Source organism: Streptomyces sp. NPDC088725, assembly GCF_044751305.1.
In the GTDB taxonomy this organism is placed as follows: Bacteria; Actinomycetota; Actinomycetes; order Streptomycetales; family Streptomycetaceae; genus Streptomyces.
Genome location: NZ_JBIVLO010000009.1, coordinates 106,368 through 130,344, shown reverse-complemented (window position 1 = coordinate 130,344; position 23,977 = coordinate 106,368). Strand labels below are relative to the sequence as shown.

The window sequence follows — 23,977 nt, the reverse complement described above, 5'->3', positions numbered from 1 at the left end:
TGATCAGGCGGTAATCGTGCGTGGTTTGAAGGCCGGTCGGGCGGCCTCGTAAGCGGCGATGTCACCTTCGTTCTGAAGGGTGAGGCTGATGTCGTCGAGGCCGTTCAGCAAGCGCCACCTGGCGTTGTCGTCAAGGTCGAAATCAGCCGAGAGTTCGGCCCCGTCGGGCGCGGTCGCGCGGACCTGCCGCCGCTCCAGGTCCACGGTGATCTCGGCCTTGGGGTCGCTCTCCGAGATCGCCCAGAGGCGGTCCACCACGGACTGTTCGAGAACTACCGTCAGCAGGCCGTTCTTGAGCGAGTTGCCGCGGAAGATGTCGGCGAACCGGGAGGAGATGACGGCCTTGAAGCCGAAGTTCTGCAGCGCCCAGACGGCGTGTTCGCGGGACGACCCGGTACCGAAGTCGGGTCCGGCGACCAGGACCGTGGCCCCGGCGTACTCCGGGCGGTTGAGCACGAACTCCGGGTCCTTGCGCCACGCCTCGAAGAGTCCGTCCTCGAATCCGTCGCGGGTGACCTTCTTGAGCCAGTGCGCGGGGATGATCTGGTCGGTGTCGACGTTGCTGCGGCGCAGCGGCACGGCCCGGCCGGTGTGTGTGGTGAACGCGTCCATGGTTATCGGGCTCCAGCGGGCGTACGGGCGTCGGCGTCGGACAGGTCGGCGGGCGAGGCCAGATGGCCCAGCACGGCGGTGGCGGCGGCGACCTGCGGCGAGACCAGGTGGGTACGGCCGCCCTTGCCCTGCCTGCCCTCGAAGTTGCGGTTGGAGGTGGACGCGGAGCGTTCGCCGGGCGCGAGTTGGTCGGGGTTCATGCCCAGACACATCGAGCAGCCCGCGTGCCGCCATTCGGCTCCCGCGGCGGTGAAGACCTTGTCCAGGCCCTCGGCGACGGCCTGGAGGGCGACCCGTACGGAGCCGGGAACCACCAGCATCCGTACACCGTCGGCGACTTTGCGGCTCTCCAGGATCGAGGCGGCCGAGCGCAGGTCCTCGATACGGCCGTTGGTGCAGGAACCTACGAAGACCGTGTCGACACTGATGTCACGCAGCGCCTGCCCCGCGGTCAACCCCATGTATTCCAGGGCCTTTTCGGCGGCGTGGCGGTCCGAGGCGTCTTCGTACGAAGCCGGGTCGGGGACGTTCGCGGAGAGCGGCGCGCCCTGGCCGGGGTTGGTGCCCCAGGTGACGAACGGGGCCAGTGCGGAACCGTCGATGAGGACCTCGGCGTCGAAGACCGCGTCGTCGTCGGTGCGCAGCGTCTTCCAGTACGCGACCGCCGCGTCCCAGTCCTCGCCCTGCGGGGCGTGGTCGCGGCCCTTGAGGTAGTCGAAGGTGGTCGCGTCCGGGGCGATCATGCCGGCCCTGGCGCCCGCCTCGATCGACATGTTGCAGATGGTCATCCGGGCTTCCATCGACAGCTTCTCGATGGCGGAGCCGCGGTATTCGAGGATGTAGCCCTGACCGCCGCCGGTGCCGATCTTCGCGATGATGGCGAGGATCAGGTCCTTGGCGGTGACGTCGTCGGGCAGTTCGCCCTCGACGGTGATCGCCATGGTCTTCGGGCGGGCCAGCGGCAGCGTCTGGGTGGCGAGGACGTGCTCGACCTGGCTGGTGCCGATGCCGAACGCCAGCGCGCCGAAGGCGCCGTGGGTGGACGTGTGGCTGTCACCGCAGACCACGGTCGTGCCGGGCTGCGTCAGACCCAGCTGCGGGCCCACGACGTGCACGACGCCCTGCTCGACGTCGCCCAGCGGGTGCAGCCGTACGCCGAAGTCCGCGCAGTTCTTGCGCAGGGTCTCCAGCTGGACGCGCGAGACGGGGTCCGCGATGGGCTTGTCGATGTCGAGGGTGGGGGTGTTGTGGTCCTCGGTCGCGATGGTGAGGTCCAGCCGCCGCACCTTCCGCGCGTTCTGGCGGAGACCGTCGAAGGCCTGGGGGCTGGTCACCTCGTGCAGGAGGTGCAGATCGATGAAGAGAAGGTCGGGCTCGCCCTCCGCGCGCCGGACGACATGGTCGTCCCAGACCTTCTCCGCGAGTGTCCTACCCATCGCTTTCCCTCCGGCCGGCTCTCACAGCCGGCACTCCTAGAGATATGGGGGCCCACGTCCGTGCCTCACGGGCCTGTACACACAGGTTGGCAAGTCCGCCGGAAAAAGGAACTTGCGTTTCACAGAGTGAGACGCGAGTATCGTTGCATGGACAACTCTAGCGGCGTCGGCGTTCTCGACAAGGCTGCTCTCGTACTGAGCGCTCTGGAGTCCGGTCCGGCCACCCTTGCCGGGCTGGTCGCGGCGACCGGACTCGCGCGGCCCACGGCCCACCGGCTGGCCGTGGCTCTGGAGCATCACCGGATGGTGGCGAGAGACATGCAGGGCCGGTTCATCCTGGGGCCGCGGCTGGCCGAGCTGGCCGCCGCGGCGGGCGAGGACCGGCTGCTGGCCACGGCCGGGCCCGTACTGACGCATCTGCGGGACGTGACGGGCGAGAGCGCGCAGCTCTACCGCAGGCAGGGTGACATGCGGATATGCGTGGCGGCGGCGGAGCGGCTCTCCGGGCTGCGGGACACGGTGCCCGTGGGCTCCACGCTCACCATGAAGGCGGGCTCCTCGGCCCAGATCCTGATGGCCTGGGAGGAGCCGGAGCGGCTTCACCGGGGCCTCCAGGGGGCCAGGTTCACGGCGACGGCGCTCTCGGGCGTACGGCGCAGGGGCTGGGCCCAGTCGATCGGCGAGCGCGAGCCCGGGGTGGCCTCGGTGTCCGCGCCGGTACGCGGCCCGTCGAACCGCGTGGTCGCGGCCGTCTCGGTATCCGGACCGATCGAGCGCCTCACACGCCACCCGGGCCGCATGCACGCCCAGGCGGTCATCGACGCGGCGGGACGCCTGAGCGAGGCCCTGCGCCGCACGAGCTGAGCCTCGCGGCGCCCGACAGGCCGCCCGTGAGCCCTTCGGCCACGACGGGAGGCCGGCCCGGTGTCCCCGGCCCGGCCTCCCGTCGCACCCGGGCTCCAGGGGCCGGGGCAGACGCCCCCGGCCCTTCCGGTCGTTCCCTTCGTTCAGATCCCGAGCCGGCCGGCGGCCCGGTCACCGCGCCTGCCGACCGGCTCGACCCCTCCGACGGCACCGAGCCCGAACGCGGGCATGCTGTCGTAGACGGACTCGTAGTGACCGGCCGGAACGGCATAGGTCTCGTGCCATATGCCTACGCTGCCTCTGCCGTCCCGCGCACGGCGGTTGAAGGCCGCCCACGCGGGGTGGTGCTCCTTGCCCGGGTCGGAGGCGTACGCGAGGAGCTTCTGCGTCGACTCCCAGTACTGGACGACGTAAAAGATCCGCACCCCCCGCCTGAGCATCCGGTAACCGAGCATTCCGCTCTCCCGGTCCCGCGACAACTCGCGCAGCATGCGCGGCATGGCCCGCAGCGTGGGCAGCCAACTCCACGGAGCCGAAAGACGGTTGATCCGCATCCCGATGAGAAAGACGACCACGTCACCTTCCACCGCCGCGGTCATGCGCGCCTTGACCGGTTTGTCACTCATGATGATCCCCCTGACGACACTGATGGGATAGTGAAACTATCCATGCTTGGATAGTTTCACTATCCAAGGAGAGGCGCAAGGGATATGAAACTCGCGGAGCTGAGCGAGCGCAGCGGTGTGTCCACGGCGACGATCAAGTACTACCTGCGCGAGGAGTTGCTGCCTCCCGGCCGCCGGATCAGCGCCACCAGGGCGGAGTACGGCGAGGAGCATCTGCGCCGGCTGCGGCTCGTGCGCGCGATGATCCAGGTGGGACGGATGCCGGTCGCCAAGGCGCGTGAGGTGATCGCCGCCCTGGACGACGACTCCCTCGACCACCACGCGCGCCTGGGAGCGGCCGCCTGGGCCCTTCCGCACGGCCCCGAGCCGAAGGACGACGCACAGAACACGGAGGACACCGGAGCGGCGCGCGCGACGGCCGACGCGTTGCTGGAAAGCCTCGGCTGGGATTACAGCCGTGAACTCGGTGCGGAGTCACCCGCGTACGGAATGCTGATCGACGCGATCGGCACGATGCGCCGCCTCGGCTACCCCTGCGATGTCGGACAACTGCTGCCGTACGGGCGCCTCACGGCCCAACTCGCCGTCACCGAACTGGATCTGGTCGAGCGGTACGAGACGCCGGAGGGCCAGGTGGAGGCGGCGGTGGCGCTGACCGTGCTGCACGAGCCGATCCTGCTGAGCCTGCGGCGCCTGGCACAGGCGGAGGAGTCCAACCGGCGTTTCGTCGAGAGCACATGAGAAAGGCCCTCCCCGATGGGGAGGGCCTTTCCGTGAAACGTACCCCCGACCGGATTCGAACCGGCGCTACTGCCGTGAGAGGGCAGCGTGCTAGGCCGCTACACAACGGGGGCGAGGACCAAGAGGTCCAGCTGGGCTACCAGGACTCGAACCTAGAACAACGGAACCAGAAACCGCCGTGTTGCCAATTACACCATAGCCCATGGTGGTTGAGACCGTACCCCCGACCGGATTCGAACCGGCGCTACTGCCGTGAGAGGGCAGCGTGCTAGGCCGCTACACAACGGGGGCCCTAGCGATCCTGCATCAACGTGTCCGGGTGCGACCCGAAAACGTCGGAGAGAAGGATCTGTACCCCCGACCGGATTCGAACCGGCGCTACTGCCGTGAGAGGGCAGCGTGCTAGGCCGCTACACAACGGGGGCGTCGCAGAAACAATCTGCAGCTGGGCTACCAGGACTCGAACCTAGACTAACGGAACCAGAAACCGTCGTGCTGCCAATTACACCATAGCCCACCAAAACTGAACCCCCTGAAGGGGGTTTGTTTGGCTTGCGCCTTCCGACCGGGCCTTTCGGCCTACTCGGGCGGCGCAGAAAGAACATTACCCGAAGGTGGACAACGGTCCAAAACGAGTAACAGCGCGGGGCCGGGCCTCCGTACGCGACGTACCGGGACGTGGCGTACGGAGGCCCGGGGCCCCGCGCGGACCTCAGCCGTCAGGCCGCCAGCTTCGCCAGCGCCGCGTCGATACGGGACAGCGTGCGCTCACGGCCCAGAATCTCCAGGGACTCGAAGAGCGGCAGGCCCACCGTGCGGCCGGTGACCGCCACGCGGACCGGCGCCTGGGCCTTGCCCAGCTTCAGGCCGTGTTCCTCGCCGGCCGCGAGGACCGCCTCCTTGAGCGCGTCAGCGGTCCACTCCGCCTCGGCGATCTTCGTACGGGCGGTGACGAGCAGCGCGTCCGCACCCGGCTTCATCGCCTTCGCCCAGGACGCCTCGTCCTGGGCCGGCTCGTCGAGGAAGAGGAAGTCGACGTTGGCGGTGATGTCCGAGAGGACCGTGACCCGGGTCTGGGCCAGCGGGGCCAGCGTCTCGAAGGCCCGCTCGTCGAAGGACTCGGGCGCCCAGGGCGCGAACGGCGCGGTCAGCCAGGGCCCGCAGGCCTCGATGAACGTCTTGACGTCCAGCTGCCTGATGTGGTCGGCGTTGATCGCCTCGGCCTTCTTGAGGTCGAAGCGGGCCGGGTTCGCGTTCACGTCCTCGATGCCGAACGCGGCCACCATCTCCGCCATCGAGAAGATGTCCCGGTCCGCCGCCAGCGACCAGCCCAGCAGCGAGAGGTAGTTGAGCAGCCCCTCGGGCAGGAAGCCGCGCTCGCGGTACAGGTTGAGGCTGGCCTGCGGGTCACGCTTGGAGAGTTTCTTGTTGCCCTCGCCCATCACGTACGGGAGGTGGCCGAACGCGGGCACCTCCTTGGCGAGACCCAGCTCGATCAGCGCCTTGTAGAGCGCGATCTGGCGCGGGGTGGAGGAGAGCAGGTCCTCACCGCGCAGTACGTGCGTGATCTCCATCAGCGCGTCGTCGACCGGGTTGACGAGCGTGTAGAGCGGGGCGCCGTTGGCGCGGACGATGCCGTAGTCCGGCACGTTCTCCGGGGTGAACGTCAGCTCACCGCGGACCAGGTCGGTGAAGGTGATCGGCTCGTCGGGCATCCGGAAGCGGACGATCGAGGTCCGCCCCTCGGCCACGTACGCGTCCCGCTGCTCGGAACTCAGGTCGCGGCAGTGGCCGTCGTAGCCCGAAGGACGGCCGGCCGCGCGGGCGGCCTCGCGGCGGGCGTCCAGCTCCTCGGTGGTGCAGTAGCAGTGGTACGCGTGACCGGCGGCGAGCAGCTTGTCCGCGGTGTCGCGGTAGATGTCCATCCGCTGCGACTGGCGGTACGGCTCGTGGGGGCCGCCCACCTCGGGGCCCTCGTCCCAGTCCAGGCCCAGCCAGCGCATCGAGTCGAGGAGCGCGTCGTACGACTCCTCGGAGTTGCGCGCCGCGTCGGTGTCCTCGATGCGGAAGACCATGGTGCCGCCGTTGTGGCGGGCGAACGCCCAGTTGAACAGGGCGGTGCGGACCAGGCCCACATGGGGGTTGCCGGTCGGCGAGGGACAGAAACGTACACGGACAGGAGCGTTAGCCACGCTTGATCACCTTGTTGGTGAGAGTGCCGATGCCTTCGATGGTGACGGCGACCTCGTCGCCGACACTGAGGGGGCCCACCCCGGCGGGGGTGCCCGTGAGAATGACGTCACCGGGGAGCAGGGTCATGGCCTCGGTGATGTTGACGATCAGGTCCTCGATGGAGCTGATCATCTCGCTCGTACGGCCCAGTTGGCGCTGTTCGCCGTTGACCGTGCACTGGATGGTGACGTCGGAGGGGTCGAGTTCCGTCTCCACCCAGGGACCCAGCGGACACGAGGTGTCGAAGCCCTTGGCGCGCGCCCACTGCTTCTCGCTCTTCTGGGTGTCGCGCGCGGTGACGTCGTTGGCGCAGGTGTATCCGAAGATGACGTCCTTGACGCGCTCGCGCGGCACCTCGCGGCACATCCGCCCGATCACCACGGCCAGTTCGGCCTCGTAGTGCACCTCGCTGGAGAAGGCGGGGTACTCGATCGCGTCCCCGGAGCCGATCACCGAGGTGGTCGGCTTGAAGAAGGCGAACGGTGCCTCGGGGACCGCGTTGCCCAGCTCCGCCGCGTGCTCCGCGTAGTTGCGGCCGAAGGCCACGACCTTGTTGGGGAGTACCGGCGGGAGCAGCCGGACCTTGCTCAGCGGGACCTTGGTACCGGAGAGCTCGAAGTCGGCGTACGGAATGCCCTTGATGATGTCGAGGACGAGGCCGGCGGGGTCGCCGCTGCCTTCGCCCTCGACCGCGCCGAAGGCGACATTGCCGTCGATGGAGAATCTGGCGATGCGCACGGGATGCTGTCGCCCCTCACTTGCTGGCTGGTCTGGAGACTGACGCTCCAGGCTAGCCCGTGTCCGCGCGCCGCGAGAGGCCGTGCCGGACGCGGCGCACAGGAGTGACCTCGCGCGCCGCGGGCAGACGGACCGGAGTGAGTCCGCAGGTGTGAATCCCCGCGCGCGGGGAACCTACTCGGCCGTGGGGACGTCCATCAGCTTCGTACGGCGGGGGTTGGCGGTGACGGCGGGCAGGTCGACGGAGTGCTCGGCCCACTCGGCGGGAAGAAGGGTCCCGGCGTCCTCGAGGTGGGCGAGGGTGGTGCGCTTGGGGTTGGCGGTGGAGCGGAACGGCGTCGTCGTCTTCATGGGTGGTGTCAGACCCTGTCGCTTCTCGGGGCGCCTGTGGAGCGCGAGTTGTCGGATATGCCGTAGCTGTAAAGCGTCAGGCTAAACATCCAATTCCCCGCGAAAACCGGGATCCACCGGCACTTCAGGTGTGAGTTTGCTCACGAAAGCAAGGGCATTCACCTCATTTCGGACAGCGTTCGAGGCTCACTGAAACGGGCATTACGTGACGGAATGCAGCATTCCGCCGCCGATCGCAAGGTCTGGGACACCCTTTACCCGTAAGTAGCTCGTCAACAAAAGTCCGTTTCCTCCACGAAGACTTTCTACGACTGGTAACGCCCCGCTCACACGCTGTCATGGAGATCGCGGGCCGGGAGGAGGCCCTTGTTGGAGATCCTGCTCTGTGCTGGAATTCCCCCCACCGCCGCGGGATTCCGAACCGGCGCACAGGGCGCAGTGAAGCGCCGAGTGGCGGGGAAGAGGAGCAGCGCCGGTCACTCACGACCACCATGGGGAGCTTTCCGCGCCCCAACGCCCACACCGTCCTGCCGTTTCCCGGCGGGACGCCTGGTCCAGAGGTTGCGACGCTAGTGCAGGGACGTTCTAAGAGGGATAGCAGTGCCGCGGCGGAGCAGGAGCCCCGCGGCGGATCCGACCGCGGCTCCTCGCCCCAGCACACCCAGAACGCGGGCCCGGCGCCGTCCGGCGAGGGCGGCGACCACACCACCGGGTCCGCGACGACGGGCGACGACCGGGCCACGGCCCCGGCGAAGCCGGCGGCGACGGGCGACGCGGGGTCACGAATAGCGCTGCGTAACTGGCGCATCAGTACCCGCCTGGTGGCTCTGCTCACCCTGCCCGTGGTCGCGGCCACCACGCTGGGTGGACTGCGCATCAACGACTCCCTCAACGACATCCAGCAGCTGGAGCACATGCAGCTGCTGACCAAGATGACGAAGGAGGCGACCAGCCTCGCGGCCGCGCTCCAGGCGGAGCGCGACGAGTCGGCCGGTCCGCTCACCAACGACTCGAACGACGCGGACTACAAGGTCCAGAACCGCCGCGCGCAGACGGACCGGGCCAAGAAGGCGTTCCTCGACGCCACGGTGGACATCGGCAACACCGACAACGACGAGGCGCTGGAGTCGATCCGGTCGAACGTCAACCAGATCGCCAACCAGGTCAACAAGATCAACAACATCCGCAAGGACGCGTACAAGTCCAAGGACGCGGACTCGCTGACGGTTGACGCGTACAGCGGCCTGATCGTGTCCCTGCTGAGCCTGTCCCAGGACATGGCCCAGGCGACCAGCAACCCGGACATGATCAAGCGGACCCGTGCGCTGGCCGCGTTCTCGTCCGCGAAGGAGTACGCCTCCATCCAGCGGGCGGTCATCGCCGCGGCCCTGCCCGCCGACCCGAACAAGAAGGGTCATCTCAGCGACAACGACCGCCTGTACGGTCTTGCCGCGTCCACCAAGGAGGGGAACGCCCTCACCTCCTTCAGTTCGCTCTACGAGTCCATGGGCGGCGACGCCGAGGACCTGATGGCCCCGCTCAACGGCCAGGGCAACCCCGAGATCCAGTCCGCCGAGAACTACGCGGACCGGGTGCTCGGCAAGCCCAGCGGTATGGCGAGCGAGCGCAACTACTCGTATCTGGACTGGACCGACCAGGCGTCCACCCGGATCAACGCGATGAAGACCATCGAGGCCACGCTGCTCGGTGAGATGGAGAGCAAGGCCCGCGAACTGCGCCAGCAGGCGCAGCGCGACGCGATCATCAACGCCGCCCTGATCGTCCTCGTCCTCGGCGTCTCGCTGGTCGGCGCGTACGTCGTGGCACGTTCCATGATCCGCTCGCTGCGGCGCCTCCAGGACACCGCGACCAAGGTCGCCCAGGAACGGCTGCCCGAACTGGTCAAGCAGCTCTCCGAGTCGGACCCGCAGGACGTGGACACCTCCGTCGAGTCGGTCGGTGTGCACTCCAGGGACGAGATCGGACAGGTCGCCACGGCCTTCGACGACGTGCACCGCGAGGCCGTACGACTCGCCGCCGAGCAGGCTCTGCTGCGTGGCAACGTCAACGCGATGTTCACCAACCTCTCGCGCCGCAGCCAGGGCCTCATCCAGCGTCAGCTGTCCCTGATCTCCGAGCTGGAGTCCCGCGAGGCCGACCCGGACCAGCTGTCCTCGCTGTTCAAGCTGGACCACCTCGCGACCCGTATGCGCCGTAACGGTGAGAACCTGCTGGTGCTCGCCGGTGAGGAGCCGGGCCGCCGCTGGACCAGGCCGGTTCCGCTGGTCGACGTGCTCCGTGCCGCCGCCTCCGAGGTGGAGCAGTACGAGCGCATCGAACTCGCCGCGGTTCCCGCGACCGAGGTCGCCGGCCGCGTCGTCAACGACCTCGTCCACCTGCTCGCCGAGCTGCTGGAGAACGCCACGTCGTTCTCCTCGCCGCAGACGAAGGTGCGGGTCACCGGTCACGCGCTGCCCGACGGGCGGGTGCTCGTCGAGATCCACGACACCGGTATCGGCCTCTCCCCCGAGGACCTCGCGGCGATCAACGAACGGCTCGCCTCGCCGCCCACCGTGGACGTCTCGGTCTCGCGCCGCATGGGTCTGTTCGTGGTCGGCCGCCTGTCGCTGCGGCACGGCATCCGGATCCAGCTGCGTCCCTCCGACTCCGGCGGTACGACCGCGCTGGTCATGCTGCCCGTCGATGTCGCCCACGGCGGCAAGAAGGTTCCGGGCAAGCCCGGTGCCGGTATCGGTGGTCCCGGCGGTGCGGGCCAGCCGCCCGCCGTGGGCAACAGGCAGCAGGGCGGCCCCGGTACGCAGAACGGCGCACGCGCCGGTCTCGACGCGGGCACGGGCGGCCCCGGTGGCTCCGGCGCTCCCGGCAAGACCGGTACGGGGACCGCGCGGGCCGCGCTCCCGGCCCGTGGCAGCGCCCAGGGCGGCGGACCGCAGGGCGGGCCGCAGGACGGTTCCCAGCCCGGCCACGCGCAGGGCGGCGACCGGCAGCAGGGGTTCGCGCAGGCCGGCGGCAGGCAGGACCAGCAGCGCCAGGACCAGCAGGGCCAGGGTTCCGACCAGGGCAGCATCTTCGGTCAGAACGCCTTCGGCTCCCAGGGTCCCGGTCAGCAGAACCAGAACCGCGCCCCGGGCCGTCACCAGAACCCGAACCAGAACCAGGCCCGTACGGACACGCCGGGCACCCCGGCCGACCAGAACGGCCGACCGGGACAGGGACAGGACAACAGGAACGGCCAGGGCGGCCGGGGCGGCCAGAACGGCTTCAGCGGCCGTGCCCAGAACGCCTTCCAGCAGGGCGGCGCCCCGCAGGCCGACCGCGGCAGGCAGCTGCCGCCGCCCGGCGGACCGCGCGCCGAGCTGCCCGGCGGCACCCCGCAGCGTCCGCAGCAGCCGCAGACCACCAGTTGGGGAGCCGACCAGCAGCCCGTGCGGCAGCGGCCGTCGCTGGACGCCCCGCGCGGTCACGACGAGCACGAGCCCACCGGCCAGTACCCGATGCCGGCGGCCGGACAGGACGGCCCCGGCTCCACGTCCGAGTTCCAGCGCCCGGACTTCAACGGGCCGCCCCCCGGCGGTATGCAGGACACCGGAGCCACGGCGCAGTTCCCCCGGCCCGACTTCAACGCCCAGCCGGACTACAACGCACAGCGGAACTACTCCGGCCAGTCCGGCAGCCAGTCCGGTTACGGCTCGCAGCCCGAGTACAACGCGCAGGCGGACTACAGCAACCAGCAGGGCTACAACGCCCCGCAGGACTACCGGGCGCCCTCCGACTACCGCGCCCCGGCCGACTACAGCCAGGGCCAGGGCAGCCAGGGCCAGGGCAACCAGGGGCAGGGCAACCAGGGCCAGGGCGTCCCCGGCAACCAGGGAAACCTCGGCAACCAGGGTTACCAGCCCCAGCAGGACTTCACCGGGCAGCGTCCGCAGGCCCCCGGCCCGCAGCAGGACGGTTTCCCCGCCCGCCGTCAGGACACCCGGGACAACGGCGGTTACGGTGCCCAGCCCCGGCAGCCGGGCCTGCCCTCCCCGTCGCAGCCCGACGCACTGCCCGCGGCCGGTCCCGGCGACGGCAGCACACCGCTGTTCGACAGCCTGGAGACCAACTGGTTCCACGGGCCGCCGAGCAACGGGCAGCAGCAGGGCGGTGGCCAGCAGCAACCGCAGGCACCCGCCGGGCCGCAGCAGTCCCCGTCCTCCGGGCCCGCCATGCCGCAGCGCCAGACGCCGCAGCGGCATGAGCCGATGCCGCAGCGCGAGCCCGTCAACGGCTCGGGCGCGGGCGGCGGCGCCTTCGGCATGGGCAGCGAGAGCAACGGCCCGGCCACCATGAGCCCGGGCGCCACATCCTCCTGGCGCACGTCTCCCAATGACGAGCTGGTACGCCAGGCAGAGCGGGTCAGGAAACCCGCGGCAGGCGGTATCACCACCTCCGGTCTGCCCCGCCGTGTACCGCGCGCCAATCTGGTGCCCGGTACCGCGCAGGAACAGAACAGCCAACCCGGTCCGCAGGTCTCACGTGCACCCGCTGACGTGCGCGGCCGGTTGACCAATCTCCGCCGAGGTATTCAGCAAGGGCGTCAGGCCGGCAACACCGGTCCGGCGAACAACAGCTTCAACCTCGGCCCCTCTCACCAGCAGGAGCGTTAGTTGAGTCCGATGAGTCAGGCTGCGCAGAATCTGAACTGGTTGATCACCAACTTCGTGGACAACACCCCCGGGGTGTCCCACACGGTGGTGGTCTCCGCAGACGGACTTCTGCTGGCCATGTCCGAGGGCTTCCCCCGCGACCGCGCCGATCAGCTTGCGGCCGTGGCCTCCGGGCTGACCTCGCTGACCGCGGGGGCATCCCGGATCTTCGAAGGCGGCCCGGTCAACCAGACCGTGGTGGAGATGGAACGGGGGTTCCTCTTCCTCATGTCTGTCTCCGACGGTTCCTCCCTGGCCGTGCTCGCACACCCCGAGTGCGACATCGGTCTGGTGGGCTACGAAATGGCCCTCCTGGTCGACCGCGCCGGTACGGTCCTCACGCCGGACCTGCGCGCCGAGCTCCAGGGAAGCCTGCTGCACTGAAGCTTCCCAGGCACAGCCATCAGCTCCTACACCGTCAGGCCGCCCACCGGCCCCCCACCGGCCCATTCAGACGGCACGCAGAAATCCTGCTGTCACGCCCGGAGGATTCATGACCCCGCCACCCGCCTCTCACGATCCGTACGGCGCTTCCATCGACGCGTCGTACGGACCTGAGGGCGATCAACCGCTGGTACGTCCGTACGCCATGACCGGCGGCCGGACGCGCCCGCGGTACCAGCTCGCCATAGAGGCGCTGGTCAGTACCACCGCGGACCCGGCTCACCTCGCCACGCTGCTCCCCGAGCATCAGCGCATCTGCCACCTGTGCCGCGAGGTCAAGTCGGTGGCCGAGGTGTCCGCACTGCTGACGATGCCGCTCGGCGTCGCCAGGATTCTCGTGGCTGACTTGGCAGAGGCCGGCATGGTGGCCATCCACCAGCCGGGCAACGGAGAGGCCGGCGGCACGCCGGATGTGACACTGCTCGAAAGGGTGCTCAGTGGACTTCGCAAGCTCTAGCGACAGCGGAACCCGGTCGACCACCAGCGCGAAGATCGTGGTGGCGGGCGGATTCGGCGTGGGTAAGACCACGTTCGTCGGCGCCGTCTCAGAGATCAACCCGCTGCGTACCGAGGCCGTCATGACATCCGCGTCCGCGGGTATCGACGACCTCACACACACCGGAGACAAGACCACCACCACGGTGGCCATGGACTTCGGCCGCATCACACTCGACCAGGACCTGATCCTGTACCTCTTCGGAACCCCCGGACAGGACCGCTTCTGGTTCATGTGGGACGACCTCGTACGCGGCGCCATCGGCGCCATCGTGCTGGTCGACACCCGGCGTCTGGCCGACTGTTTCCCGGCGGTCGACTACTTCGAGAACTCGGGACTCCCGTTCGTCATCGCCCTCAACGGCTTCGACGGATATCAGCCCTACACCCCCGAGGAAGTACGCGAGGCCCTGCAGATCGGGCCGGACGCTCCCATCATCACCACCGACGCGCGGCACCGCGCCGACGCCAAGGGTGGCCTTATCACCCTTGTCGAACATGCCCTTATGGCGCGTCTCAAGTAGGCGAACCTCTACGGCAGTTGCTGTACTCAGCTCAGGGGCAAGGCTGTGTCATTCGACACGGCCCGCCCCTGTGTTCATAACATTTCGACAGAGAAATAACGGACCCCGGACACTCGACGCGTTCAGCTGGTGCCCCTGCGCTCATATCAGCCCCGCCTTTTGCCGGGGCTCGTTCTTTTTGCCCGTTCTATCCACGGCCGGTCCGCCTCGACCTGGCTGATTTCCGCTGTTTGGAATGCGACCGCTTCACGTGCTGGAATTCGGCGCGACCCCCGAGATAGTCACGGCCCCTGAAACGAGACACGGCACAAGTCGATTGCCGCGCTGAGAGGTTGTTGGTCGAGTGAGGCGAAGCAAGACGGGCTCCGCGGAGCAGGCACGGGGAAACTTCACCCCGCCGCCGCGCGCAGCGGTGCCGCCTGCGAACGTGGCAGGAACGCCTCGGGCCGTCAACACCCCGGGCCGGCTTTCCCCGCGCAACTGGCGCGTGCGGACCAGGCTGAACGCGATCCTCCTCATTCCGGTGCTCGTCGGGCTCGTGATGGGCGGCTTCCAGGTCAAGGGTTCCGTCGACACCTGGCGGGAGGCGCAGGACGCCGAAAGTACGGCGCTCGTCGTGCGCGCCGCCGCCGAGTACGGCCAGGCGCTCCTCAACGAGCGTGACCTCACGGCTCAGTCGCTGCTGACGGGCGAACGCGACGCCCCGGTCGTCGGCAAGTCCCGCGCCGCCACCGACGCGGCCAAGGCGAAGTTCGACATCGCGGTGAAGAGCATGCCCGCGAAGCAGGGCCTGCGACGCAGGCTCAGCCTTTTCCGCGGTGTGGAGCCCCAGCTCGCGGCCCTCAGGCAGAGCGCCTACACGGCGGCGCTCGAAACCCCTGACAAGACCGGCGGTCACGGCGGTCCCGTGGCAACCCAGGAGGGCTACACGCTGGTTCAGCACTCCCTCATGGAATTCTCGAACGAACTGGGTCTCGGCACCAGCAACATCACCAGCTACGGCCGCACCGTCTACGCCATTCAACTGGCGAAGGCCGCCGCATCACTTCAGCGTTCCATCGGTCTGGAACTCCTGGTCAGGCCCAGCCAGAAGCGGGAGATCAGGAGCGGCCAGATCGTCGCTTTCTCCTCGTACGCGTATCTGGAAGACGTATCCGTCGGTGAGTACGCCTCAGGCGGCACCGAGGCCGATACGAAAAGGCTTCAGGACGTCATGAAGCGGCAGGCGGTGCGCGGAGCCGAGGAACTGGCCGCCGCCAAGCAGCAGGCGACCGCCGCCGGCCGGGACTTCACTCCCCCGCCGAGCCAGGAAGGCTCCGTCTACGACGGCATGGTCGCCGCGATCGCGACCGGCGACAGCCCCGAACAGCTCGCGAAGCGCGGAGTGACGCCCGAGGTCTGGATGGCCGCGGCCACCGGCAAGTTCGACGGCTACGCGGTGATCGAGAAGGGCCTCGTCGACCGGGCAGTGACCGACGCGGCGCAGATCTCCGCCGACGCCAAGGCCAAGGGCCTCACCAACGGCGGCATCGTCGTGGTCGCCCTGCTGGCTGCCTTCGTCCTGGCCGGGATGATGGCCCGTCAGATGAGCCGGTCCATGCGGTCGCTGCGTACGGCCGCCTTCGGCGTCGCCGAGCAGCGGCTGCCGATGCTGGTCGACCAGCTCTCGCGCGCGGAACCGGGCCAGGTCGACACCCGTGTGGAGCCGATCCCGATCCATACGCGCGACGAGATCGGCGAAGTCGCCCGCGCCTTCGACCAGGTCCACCGCGAAGCGGTCAGGCTCGCGGCCGAACAGGCCATGCTCCGCGGGAACGTCAACGCGATCTTCACGAACCTCTCGCGCCGCAACCAGTCGCTGATCGAGGGTCAGCTGACCCTGATCACGGAGCTGGAGAGCAACGAGGGCGAGCCGGAACAGCTGGAGAGCCTGTTCAGGCTGGACCACCTGGCCACCCGTATGCGGCGCAACGGCGAGAACCTGCTGGTCCTCGCGGGCGAGGAGCCGGGCCGCCGCTGGAACCAACCGGTCCCGCTGGTCGACGTGTTGCGCGCCGCCTCCTCCGAGGTGGAGTCGTACGCGCGCATCGAGCTGACCGGCGTCCCCGAGACGGACATCCACGGCGACTCCGTGACCGACCTCGTCCATCTGCTCGCCGAACTGCTGGAGAACGCCACCACGTTCTCCTCGCCGCAGACGAAGGTCCGCGTCACCGCGACCCGGCTGCCCGACGGCCGTGTGATGATCGAGATCCACGACAAGGGCATCGGCCTCACCGCCGAGGACTTCGCGGACATCAACAACAAGCTCGCCAACCCGCCGGTCGTGGACGCCACCGTCTCGCAGCGCATGGGCCTGTTCGTGGTGGGCCGCCTCGCGGACCGGCACGGCATCCGGGTCCAGCTGCGCCCCTCCGGCGAGCAGGCGGGCACGACGTCGCTGGTCATGCTCCCCGACCTGATCACGCACGGCGGTGGTGGCGAGGAACCGGGCACCTCCGCCGACGAGTTCAGCGTCTCGCAGATCATCCCGGACCCGTCGCCCCCGCCCGAGGTCCAGGGCCACCACAGCCCCGCCACGCTGACCGCGGCGGACCTGGGCTTCGACGACTCGCGCTACGACCGGCCGGAGCCCGACAGCCTCCAGCTGAACCCCGTCAACCGCACGCTGCTGCGCGAGGAGCGACGGGCCGCGCTGGAGGCGAAGCCGGGCGCGGGCGAGCCTCTTTTCAGCGACCAGGTGGACGGCCGGTACCGCCCGGAGGCCGGAGGCACGCACACGCCGCCTCAGGTGCCGTACGGTCAGAACCCGCCGCTGGAACTGGGCAGCGGCTCGTCGTACGCACAGCAGGGCGGGTACGAGGAGTACCAGGCACCCGACGGATACCAGCAGCCCGGGGCCTACCGGCAGCCGGACGCGTACCAGCAACCCGAGACCTACCAGCAGCCCGGGGCGTACCAGCAGCCGCAGGCCTATACGGAATCCGGCTACCAGGCTCAGCAGAGCACGGAAACGCCCTACGAGAACCCGTTCGACACCCAGCCCCGCCAGGGTGAGTGGGCAGATCAGACGGCGTATCAGTCCGGTCAACAGCCGGAGGGGCGAACAGAATCGGATTCTGCACGGCCCGCTGCCGAGAACGCCGGGGACCGCGTAGGCTTTCACCGTCAGGGTCCCTCTCCGAGCACCAGCCACGCCTTGACCGACGCGGGCCTGCCCCGGCGGGACGGCGGCCGGTCACCGGAGCAGGAGCGGGAATCCACCGGTCAGGACGACGGACGGTCGGGTCAGGACAACGGACCGGCCGGGCAGACTCCGCGGCCGGGGCAGACCGAGGCGGAAGGCACCGAGGACTGGCGGTCGGCGAACGACGACCGCCGGCAGCGGGCCGAGAAGCTTCGTGAGCCCAAAGCGGGAGGCGTCACGGCGTCCGGTCTTCCCCGCCGCGTGCCCAAGGCGAATCTGGTCGAGGGCAGGGCGGAGCAGACCCCGCAGGTCGGCCCCCAGGTCTCCCGCGCCCCGGAGGACGTGCGAGGCAGATTGAGCAATCTGCGTCGCGGGGTCCAGCGGGGCAGGAACGCGGGGGCGGACAAGAACGGACCGGGCTCAGGCCCGGGCAGTACCTACAACCAGGAGCGTTAGTGTGAGCCCGATGAGCCAGGCGGCGCAGAATCTGAACTGGTTGATCACCAACTTCGTGGACAACACCCCCGGGGTGTCCCACACCGTGGTGGTCTCCGCCGACGGACTCCTGCTGGCGATGTCCGACGGATTTCCCCGCGACCGCGCGGATCAGCTGGCGGCCGTGGCCTCCGGGCTGACCTCGCTCACCGCGGGGGCGTCCCGGATCTTCGAGGGCGGCGCCGTCAACCAGACCGTGGTGGAGATGGAACGCGGCTTCCTCTTCCTCATGTCCATCTCGGACGGCTCGTCCCTCGCTGTTCTCGCGCACCCCGAGGCGGATATCGGCCTGGTGGGTTACGAGATGGCGCTCCTGGTCGACCGGGCGGGCACGGTCCTCACGCCGGACCTGCGCGCCGAACTCCAGGGGAGTCTTCTCAACTGACAGACAGTGCACTTCCCGCCACCGCACCATAAGGTGCGGTGGCGCGGATCCGCGGAGACAGGGACCGGCAACCGGCAGCAGGAGGAGGAAACGTGGCTACACCCCCAGGCGGAGACCAAGCCCGCAACCGCTTCAACTTTCCCTCCGCGCCGAGCGGTCAGTTCGCCCAGAGCCGTCCCCAGGACCAGGACCAGACGCACTACGGGCAGCAACAGTACGAGCAGTCGTACGACCAGCCGCAGCAGTCGCACGGACAGCACCAGCCGCCCTACGACCAGCCCGAGCAGTCCTACGACCAGCCCGAGCCGTCGTACGACCAGCCCGAGCAGTCCTACGACCAGCCCGAGCCGTCGTACGAGCGGCCCGAGCAGTCCTACGACCAGCCGGACCCCTCGTACGAACAGCAGCCGCCCCGGCGGCAGCCGTACGAGCAGTCGCGCGCGCCCCGGATCCAGCCGGTGCAGCCGCGGCACGTCTCGCCCGAAGACTCCCACTCCATGGGCGCCCACAACCCTCTGGTGCGCCCGTACGCCATGACTGGCGGCCGGACCCGGCCGCGGTACCAGCTCGCCATCGAGGCGCTGGTCAGTACAACGGCGGAACCGTCCCAGCTGCAAGGGCAGTTGCCCGAGCATCAGCGGATCTGCCAGCTGTGTTTCGAGATCAAGTCCGTAGCGGAGATCTCGGCTCTTCTCACCATTCCCCTCGGCGTCGCCCGGATCCTCGTAGCCGACCTGGCGGAGGCCGGACTTGTCGCCATCCATCAGCCCGGCGGCGACGAAGCCGCCGGCGGTCAGCCAGATGTGACACTGCTCGAAAGGGTGCTCAGTGGACTTCGCAAGCTCTAGCGGCGGTGCAGCCCGCTCAACCACCAGCGCGAAGATCGTGGTGGCGGGCGGATTCGGCGTGGGTAAGACCACGTTCGTCGGCGCCGTCTCAGAGATCAACCCGCTGCGTACCGAAGCCGTCATGACATCCGCGTCCGCGGGTATCGACGACCTCACACACACCGGAGACAAGACCACCACCACGGTGGCCATGGACTTCGGCCGCATCACACTCGACCAGGACCTGATCCTGTACCTCTTCGGAACCCCCGGACAGGACCGCTTCTGGTTCATGTGGGACGACCTCGTACGCGGCGCCATCGGCGCGGTGGTGCTGGTCGACACCCGCAGGCTCGCCGACTGTTTCCCCGCGGTCGACTACTTCGAGAACTCGGGACTCCCGTTCGTCATCGCCCTCAACGGCTTCGACGGACATCAGCCCTACACCCCCGACGAAGTACGCGAGGCCCTGCAGATCGGCCCCGACACCCCGATCATCACCACCGACGCCCGGCACCGCGCCGACGCCAAGAGTGGCCTCATCACCCTCGTCGAACACGCCCTCATGGCACGGCTGAGGTAGCTCGTACGGAGCCCGGCACGTCCGGGCTCCGTACGGCGAAGGCCCCGCACTCCTCAGGAGTGCGGGGCCTTCGCCGTACAGGCGTGGAGCCGGGGCCGGAGCCTCAGCCCTGCCAGCTGTGCGGGGCGCGGAAGCCGGGCGTACGCTCCAGGCGGCGCCAGCCGGCGGCGGACCGGGCGGCGAAGCCCGAGCTGTCCTGGCCTTCGCCCCTGGCGGCCGCACGGGCCATCAGGATGGCGGTGATGGCGGCCAGCTCCTCGGGAGCGGCCTGGCCCTTCTCGACGCGCAACAGGGAATTCGTGGATTCGATCATGGAGTTCGTGTCTCCGTCTTCTCGGCAGATCTCAGGTAGGCAGATCTCGGGGCGGGAGTGCGGGAGCAGAGCGCCGCGGGATGGGACGCGGGGCTACTGCGGGGGGTTGCCGTGCTTGCGGGACGGCAGGTCCGCGTGCTTCGTGCGCAGCATCGCGAGCGCGGCAGCGAGCACCTCACGGGTCTCCGAGGGGTCGATGACATCGTCCACCAGGCCGCGCTCGGCGGCGTAGTAGGGATGCATCAGCTCGGCCTTGTACTCCTTGACCATGCGGCCGCGCATGGCTTCGGGGTCCTCGGCCTCCGCGATCTGCTTGCGGAAGATGACGTTGGCGGCGCCTTCGGCGCCCATCACCGCGATCTCGTTGGTGGGCCAGGCATAGGTCAGGTCGGCCCCGATCGACTGGGAGTCCATGACGATGTAGGCACCTCCGTACGCCTTGCGAAGGATCAGCGAGATCCTCGGTACGGTCGCGTTGCAGTACGCGTACAGCAGCTTGGCACCGTGCCGGATGATCCCGCCGTGCTCCTGGTCGACGCCCGGCAGGAAGCCGGGCACATCCAGCAGCGTGACGATGGGAATGTTGAAAGCGTCGCACATCTGGACAAAGCGCGCCGCTTTTTCGGACGCCTCGATGTCCAGCACACCGGCGAGGGACTGCGGCTGGTTGGCGACGATGCCGATGACCTGACCGTCGAGACGGGCCAGTGCGCAGATGATGTTGCGCGCCCAGCGCTCGTGGACCTCCAGGTAGTCGCCGTCGTCGACAAGCTCCTCGATCACCTTGTGCATGTCGTACGGGCGGTTCCCGTCGGCGGGCACCAGGTCGAGCAGGACGTCGGAGCGGCGGTCGGCCGGGTCCTCGGGCTCGGTCCTCGGCGGGTTCTCGCGGTTGTTCTGCGGGAGCATCGACAGGAGGTAACGCACCTCGGCGATGCAGGTCTCCTCGTCGTCGTACGCGAAGTGCGCGACACCCGAGGTCTCGGCGTGCACGTCCGCGCCGCCCAGGCCGTTCTGGCTGATCTCCTCGCCGGTCACGGCCTTGACGACGTCGGGACCCGTGATGAACATCTGCGAGGTCTCGCGGACCATGAAGACGAAGTCCGTGAGGGCCGGGCTGTAGGCGGCGCCGCCCGCGCACGGGCCGAGCATCACGCTGATCTGCGGGATGACACCGGACGCGCGGGTGTTGCGCTGGAAGATGCCGCCGTAACCGGCGAGCGCGGAGACGCCCTCCTGGATACGGGCGCCGGCGCCGTCGTTGAGCGAGACCAGCGGGGCACCGGCCGAGATGGCCATGTCCATGATCTTGTGAATCTTGGTGGCGTGGGCCTCGCCCAGCGCGCCCCCGAAGATCCGGAAGTCGTGCGCGTAGACGAAGACCGTACGGCCTTCCACGGTGCCCCACCCGGTGATGACACCGTCGGTGTAAGGCTTCTTGTTCTCCAGGCCGAACCCGGTTGCCCGGTGCCTGCGCAGCTGCTCGACCTCCTTGAACGACCCCTCGTCGAGCAGCAGCTCGATGCGTTCGCGAGCGGTCAGCTTGCCCTTCGCGTGCTGGGCCTCTGTCGCTCGTTCGCTGGGGCCCCTGCGGGCCTCCTCACGCAGGGTGTGCAGCTCGGCCACACGGCCCCTGGCGTCGGCGGGCCTGCTCGGCGTCTCGTCCACAACGGTCATGTACCAACCCTACGAACATGAGTGAGGAAAGTGCGCCGTTGACTCCCACAGTCTCCTACCGATATTCCTGGTGGAGCTGGACAGAACCAGGCACTCTGGAGGGTTCCAGACCAGCAAGGTACCCCTGGCGTTTGTGGGAAACCCCTAGATTTCAGCGGAGCGAAAGCTCGCAGCCGTGACCGGCGCCCTCGGTACCGGGCGTGATGCGCAGTCGCAGCGTACGGCCAGTTTCCCGTACCTCGACGGCTGGGTCGTGCGCGGTGACCCGGCGCACCTCCCGGTCCCAGGTGATCTCCAGCGGCCGTCCCGAGCGCGGCGGCTCGCTCACGCGGAGCGTGGCGCTCGCGCCCCGCTCCACCACGAGCACGCTCGCGGGCGCGCTCGCGGTGAACGCGCCCGCCGTACCCGGCCGCCAGAAGTTCGCCGCCGTGTATCCGAGGGAGCGGATCACCACGGACTGCCGCTCTGCGGTATTGGTGACCACCTCCAGCCACCGCCGGTCGGCGGCGCGGGCCGCGAGCGTGCGCCGGCCGGCGCCCGGCATCAGCAGGTACACGTACGACGCGTCCGCCGGGTCCGTGCCGTGGTCCAGCCACAGGGTCCGGTAGTGGCGGGTACGGCGCTCGGCGGTGCCGCCGGTGTTGATGTCGCTCCAGGACCCGGTGCGCTCCTCGGCGCGGGTCCGCAGGGCGCCCGCGGGGGCTCCGCCGGGAAAGACCCAGCCGCCGTGACCCTCCAGGTGCGCCCAGCGCGGCCGGTCCCCGCCGTCGAGGGTGAAAACGCCGCTCGCGCTCGCGCCCAGGTTGCGGTTGTCCACGATCGTCTCCACGGCGGTGCCGTCCAGGGAGCCGATCCCGGCGCCCAGGCAGACCACCGCGTCGGCGACGCAGAACCAGGACTTGCGGGCGTCGAGCGTGGAGCCGAGCCCCCTGAGATGCTGCCCGACGGCCGCGAACTCTCCGTCGCTCACGCCGCCGACCCACCGCACCGCGGGCCTGGCTTCGCCCCACTCGCCGCCGGCGTTGTCCGCGAGACGCTTGGCGGAGACGGTCGTCCCGGGCAGCCGGTACGGGTCGACCGTGGGCCAGAACCAGTCCGTGTACTGGTCGTTGCCGTATGTCTCGCCCCACCAGGAGAGCATTCCCGCCCCGGTGTGCCAGCCGTGCGGATTCTCGCCGTTGCCGCATTCGTAGTGGGCGATCCGCTCGGAGGCCATGGAGATGTTCGCGGCCCAGCCGGGCCTGCGGTGCACGGCCCGGTCCATGGCGGCGAACAGGGTGTGGCCGACCGGCTCGGGCGCGGCGGGCAGCGCCGAGTCCGCCATGGCGTGCAGCCGGGCGAGGTCGGCGACCTCGAACTGCCGGGCGCCGAGGACGGGCGACACGGTGTCCCGTTCGATCCACCCCTTCACCCGTGCGGTCCAGCGGTCGCGTTCCGCCGCGCTCGCGGCGCCCGCGAGCAGGGCAATGGCCGCGATCAGGCCCTGACCGTGGAAGTGATCGCCGCGCATCACTCCCAGGTCGTCGCTGATCAGGCAACCACGGCTGACGGCACGGCCGTTGACGCTGTCCATCATCAGGCCGTTGTAGATCAGCGGGGCGTAGGCGTGCTCCACGCTGTCGTGGACGATCCGCCGGTTCGGGTCGGTGACCTCCCAGGCCGATCCGGCGAGCAGGGTGAGGAGCCGGCCGAGGCCGTCCAGCATGACCTGGCCGTACGTACCGGAGTAGGCGACGCGGGTGTGCTGGATGAACGAGCCGTCGGCGTAGAGGCCGTCGCCCGTGGTGGCGTACGGAAAGACCGGCGAAAGCGCGTCGCGGGCCAGCGCGATCTTGGCGGGCGTCTTCCCGAGCACACCGCGCAGGGCGACGGAACGGCACAGGTCGACGCGGTTGGCGCCGGTGCTCGTCCCGGAGTAGTCGCCGAGCAGCGCGTCCGGGACGAAGTGGTCGACGACCGCGCAGGCCGCGGTCCGACGCTCCTCGGTGAGGTCGTCGTACAGGACGGCGACGATGTCCATGAGCGGTCGGGGAGTACCGATCTGCCACTCCCACCAGTTGCCGTACGGCGTGGCTGCGGGCGCCAGGACGGTCGCGGAGAGGTGGTCGAGGCCGCGGACGAGCGCGGCGAGCAGGGCCGGGTCGCCGGTGACGCCGGTGCCCGGCTGGGCGTACGCCTGAGTCATCGTCCAGAGCCTCGTGCAGCTCTGGGTAATGCCGGCCGGCGGGTCGAACGGGCAGTCCGGCCACAGCGAGGTCCCGGCCGGGGCCATCGACCGCTGGAAGCGCGTGGCCAGCCGACCGGTCTCCGCGAGCCGGGAGGCGTACGGCTCGGCCGCGGGGTCGTAACCGGCGCCGAGCCGGGAGTCGACCCAGCGCAGCCGCAGTTCCTGGAACGGGTCGACGACGGGTGCGGCGGACTTCCCGGACGCGGCGGACGCGCTTTCGGAGAGCGCGAGAGACACGAGCGACAAGGTGCCCGCTCCGGCGGCAGCCAGAAACCCGCGCCGGGACCAGGCAGCCGTCAGCGACATGCGCGCCTCCGCGATCCGAAAGGTACAGACCTGCTACCCGGTTTAGCACGCATCCCGATCGCCTTTCAATGAACATGACACCAAAGGCATAACGGTGCCCATGTCGTTCCGCCGGAACTGAGAGCGCTCTCACTCTCTGCTCCTCACCTCTTGACGCCCACCGGCCGCGCTCGTCAGGGTGGTCCGCACGCAGGGCGCGACCCCC

19 protein-coding genes and 5 tRNA genes are annotated in these 23,977 nt (G+C 69.3%); 10 read left to right on the top strand and 14 right to left on the bottom strand.

Features of this window, described 5'->3' with window-relative positions:
- Window positions 1–3 precede the first annotated feature (3 nt).
- Together leuD and leuC are read right to left on the bottom strand one after the other, a co-directional pair.
- Window positions 4–612: a 3-isopropylmalate dehydratase small subunit gene (leuD, locus tag ACIP6N_RS22705; RefSeq protein WP_401818099.1), complete on the bottom strand. Its 609-nt coding sequence runs from the start codon at window positions 610–612 to the stop codon at window positions 4–6.
- 2 nt (window positions 613–614) lie between these two features.
- A complete protein-coding gene (leuC, locus tag ACIP6N_RS22700) occupies window positions 615–2,048 on the bottom strand; it encodes a 3-isopropylmalate dehydratase large subunit (RefSeq protein ID WP_401818097.1) in 1,434 nt (477 codons plus the stop codon).
- A gap of 147 nt (window positions 2,049–2,195) precedes the next feature.
- Between leuC and ndgR the strand changes: the two genes are divergently transcribed.
- Window positions 2,196–2,912 carry an IclR family transcriptional regulator NdgR gene (gene ndgR, locus ACIP6N_RS22695; RefSeq protein ID WP_030361934.1) on the top strand — a complete coding sequence of 239 codons (717 nt, stop codon included), beginning with the start codon at window positions 2,196–2,198 and terminating at the stop codon, window positions 2,910–2,912.
- Between the two features lie 143 nt (window positions 2,913–3,055).
- Here the strand turns inward: ndgR and ACIP6N_RS22690 are convergent, their stop codons facing one another.
- Window positions 3,056–3,538, bottom strand: coding sequence for a DUF4188 domain-containing protein (locus ACIP6N_RS22690; protein WP_401818095.1), 483 nt, complete (start codon window positions 3,536–3,538; stop codon window positions 3,056–3,058).
- A gap of 84 nt (window positions 3,539–3,622) precedes the next feature.
- Between ACIP6N_RS22690 and ACIP6N_RS22685 the strand changes: the two genes are divergently transcribed.
- Window positions 3,623–4,279 carry a MerR family transcriptional regulator gene (locus tag ACIP6N_RS22685; protein WP_401818092.1) on the top strand — a complete coding sequence of 219 codons (657 nt, stop codon included), beginning with the start codon at window positions 3,623–3,625 and terminating at the stop codon, window positions 4,277–4,279.
- 40 nt (window positions 4,280–4,319) lie between these two features.
- Here ACIP6N_RS22685 and ACIP6N_RS22680 read toward each other — a convergent pair.
- From ACIP6N_RS22680 to ACIP6N_RS22645, 8 genes are all read right to left on the bottom strand, one after another.
- Window positions 4,320–4,392, bottom strand: a tRNA-Glu gene (locus tag ACIP6N_RS22680).
- A gap of 18 nt (window positions 4,393–4,410) precedes the next feature.
- Window positions 4,411–4,482: transfer RNA gene (locus tag ACIP6N_RS22675), tRNA-Gln, on the bottom strand.
- Window positions 4,483–4,497: 15 nt separating this feature from the next.
- A tRNA-Glu gene (locus ACIP6N_RS22670) sits at window positions 4,498–4,570 on the bottom strand.
- A gap of 61 nt (window positions 4,571–4,631) precedes the next feature.
- Window positions 4,632–4,704: transfer RNA gene (locus ACIP6N_RS22665), tRNA-Glu, on the bottom strand.
- Between the two features lie 20 nt (window positions 4,705–4,724).
- Window positions 4,725–4,796: transfer RNA gene (locus ACIP6N_RS22660), tRNA-Gln, on the bottom strand.
- 202 nt (window positions 4,797–4,998) lie between these two features.
- Window positions 4,999–6,471, bottom strand: a complete 1,473-nt coding sequence (gene gltX, locus ACIP6N_RS22655; RefSeq protein WP_401818090.1) for a glutamate--tRNA ligase — start codon at window positions 6,469–6,471, stop codon at window positions 4,999–5,001.
- Window positions 6,464–7,249, bottom strand: a complete 786-nt coding sequence (locus ACIP6N_RS22650; protein WP_401818089.1) for a fumarylacetoacetate hydrolase family protein — start codon at window positions 7,247–7,249, stop codon at window positions 6,464–6,466. The genes gltX and ACIP6N_RS22650 overlap by 8 nt, the downstream gene beginning before the upstream one ends.
- Before the next feature lie 174 nt (window positions 7,250–7,423).
- On the bottom strand, window positions 7,424–7,600 hold the full coding sequence (locus tag ACIP6N_RS22645; protein ID WP_401818087.1) for a hypothetical protein: 177 nt from the start codon (window positions 7,598–7,600) through the stop codon (window positions 7,424–7,426).
- A gap of 572 nt (window positions 7,601–8,172) precedes the next feature.
- On the opposite strand from ACIP6N_RS22645, the gene ACIP6N_RS22640 reads away from it, so the two are divergent.
- From ACIP6N_RS22640 to ACIP6N_RS22605, 8 genes are all read left to right on the top strand, one after another.
- Window positions 8,173–12,270 (top strand): nitrate- and nitrite sensing domain-containing protein, encoded by a 4,098-nt coding sequence (locus ACIP6N_RS22640; RefSeq protein ID WP_401818084.1) that lies wholly within the window; start codon window positions 8,173–8,175, stop codon window positions 12,268–12,270.
- Between the two features lie 9 nt (window positions 12,271–12,279).
- Window positions 12,280–12,693 carry a roadblock/LC7 domain-containing protein gene (locus ACIP6N_RS22635; protein ID WP_030351794.1) on the top strand — a complete coding sequence of 138 codons (414 nt, stop codon included), beginning with the start codon at window positions 12,280–12,282 and terminating at the stop codon, window positions 12,691–12,693.
- 109 nt (window positions 12,694–12,802) lie between these two features.
- Complete coding sequence (locus ACIP6N_RS22630) at window positions 12,803–13,210, top strand: DUF742 domain-containing protein (RefSeq protein ID WP_401818081.1); 408 nt, start codon at window positions 12,803–12,805, stop codon at window positions 13,208–13,210.
- A complete protein-coding gene (locus ACIP6N_RS22625; protein ID WP_401818078.1) occupies window positions 13,191–13,772 on the top strand; it encodes a GTP-binding protein in 582 nt (193 codons plus the stop codon). The genes ACIP6N_RS22630 and ACIP6N_RS22625 overlap by 20 nt, the downstream gene beginning before the upstream one ends.
- 343 nt (window positions 13,773–14,115) lie before the next feature.
- The gene (locus ACIP6N_RS22620) at window positions 14,116–17,415 is read left to right on the top strand and encodes a nitrate- and nitrite sensing domain-containing protein (protein ID WP_401818076.1); all 3,300 of its coding nucleotides are present in this window, start codon (window positions 14,116–14,118) and stop codon (window positions 17,413–17,415) included.
- A gap of 10 nt (window positions 17,416–17,425) precedes the next feature.
- Window positions 17,426–17,839: a roadblock/LC7 domain-containing protein gene (locus ACIP6N_RS22615; RefSeq protein WP_040028900.1), complete on the top strand. Its 414-nt coding sequence runs from the start codon at window positions 17,426–17,428 to the stop codon at window positions 17,837–17,839.
- Window positions 17,840–17,931: 92 nt separating this feature from the next.
- Window positions 17,932–18,687 carry a DUF742 domain-containing protein gene (locus ACIP6N_RS22610; protein WP_401818074.1) on the top strand — a complete coding sequence of 252 codons (756 nt, stop codon included), beginning with the start codon at window positions 17,932–17,934 and terminating at the stop codon, window positions 18,685–18,687.
- Window positions 18,668–19,249 carry an ATP/GTP-binding protein gene (locus ACIP6N_RS22605; RefSeq protein WP_031229389.1) on the top strand — a complete coding sequence of 194 codons (582 nt, stop codon included), beginning with the start codon at window positions 18,668–18,670 and terminating at the stop codon, window positions 19,247–19,249. The genes ACIP6N_RS22610 and ACIP6N_RS22605 overlap by 20 nt, the downstream gene beginning before the upstream one ends.
- A 103-nt stretch (window positions 19,250–19,352) precedes the next feature.
- On the opposite strand, the gene ACIP6N_RS22600 is transcribed toward ACIP6N_RS22605, so the two are convergent.
- From ACIP6N_RS22600 to ACIP6N_RS22590, 3 genes are all read right to left on the bottom strand, one after another.
- Complete coding sequence (locus ACIP6N_RS22600) at window positions 19,353–19,562, bottom strand: acyl-CoA carboxylase subunit epsilon (RefSeq protein WP_401818073.1); 210 nt, start codon at window positions 19,560–19,562, stop codon at window positions 19,353–19,355.
- A gap of 93 nt (window positions 19,563–19,655) precedes the next feature.
- Window positions 19,656–21,239: an acyl-CoA carboxylase subunit beta gene (locus ACIP6N_RS22595; protein WP_401818070.1), complete on the bottom strand. Its 1,584-nt coding sequence runs from the start codon at window positions 21,237–21,239 to the stop codon at window positions 19,656–19,658.
- Between the two features lie 151 nt (window positions 21,240–21,390).
- Window positions 21,391–23,772: a polysaccharide lyase family 8 super-sandwich domain-containing protein gene (locus tag ACIP6N_RS22590; protein WP_401818068.1), complete on the bottom strand. Its 2,382-nt coding sequence runs from the start codon at window positions 23,770–23,772 to the stop codon at window positions 21,391–21,393.
- Window positions 23,773–23,977 lie beyond the last annotated feature (205 nt).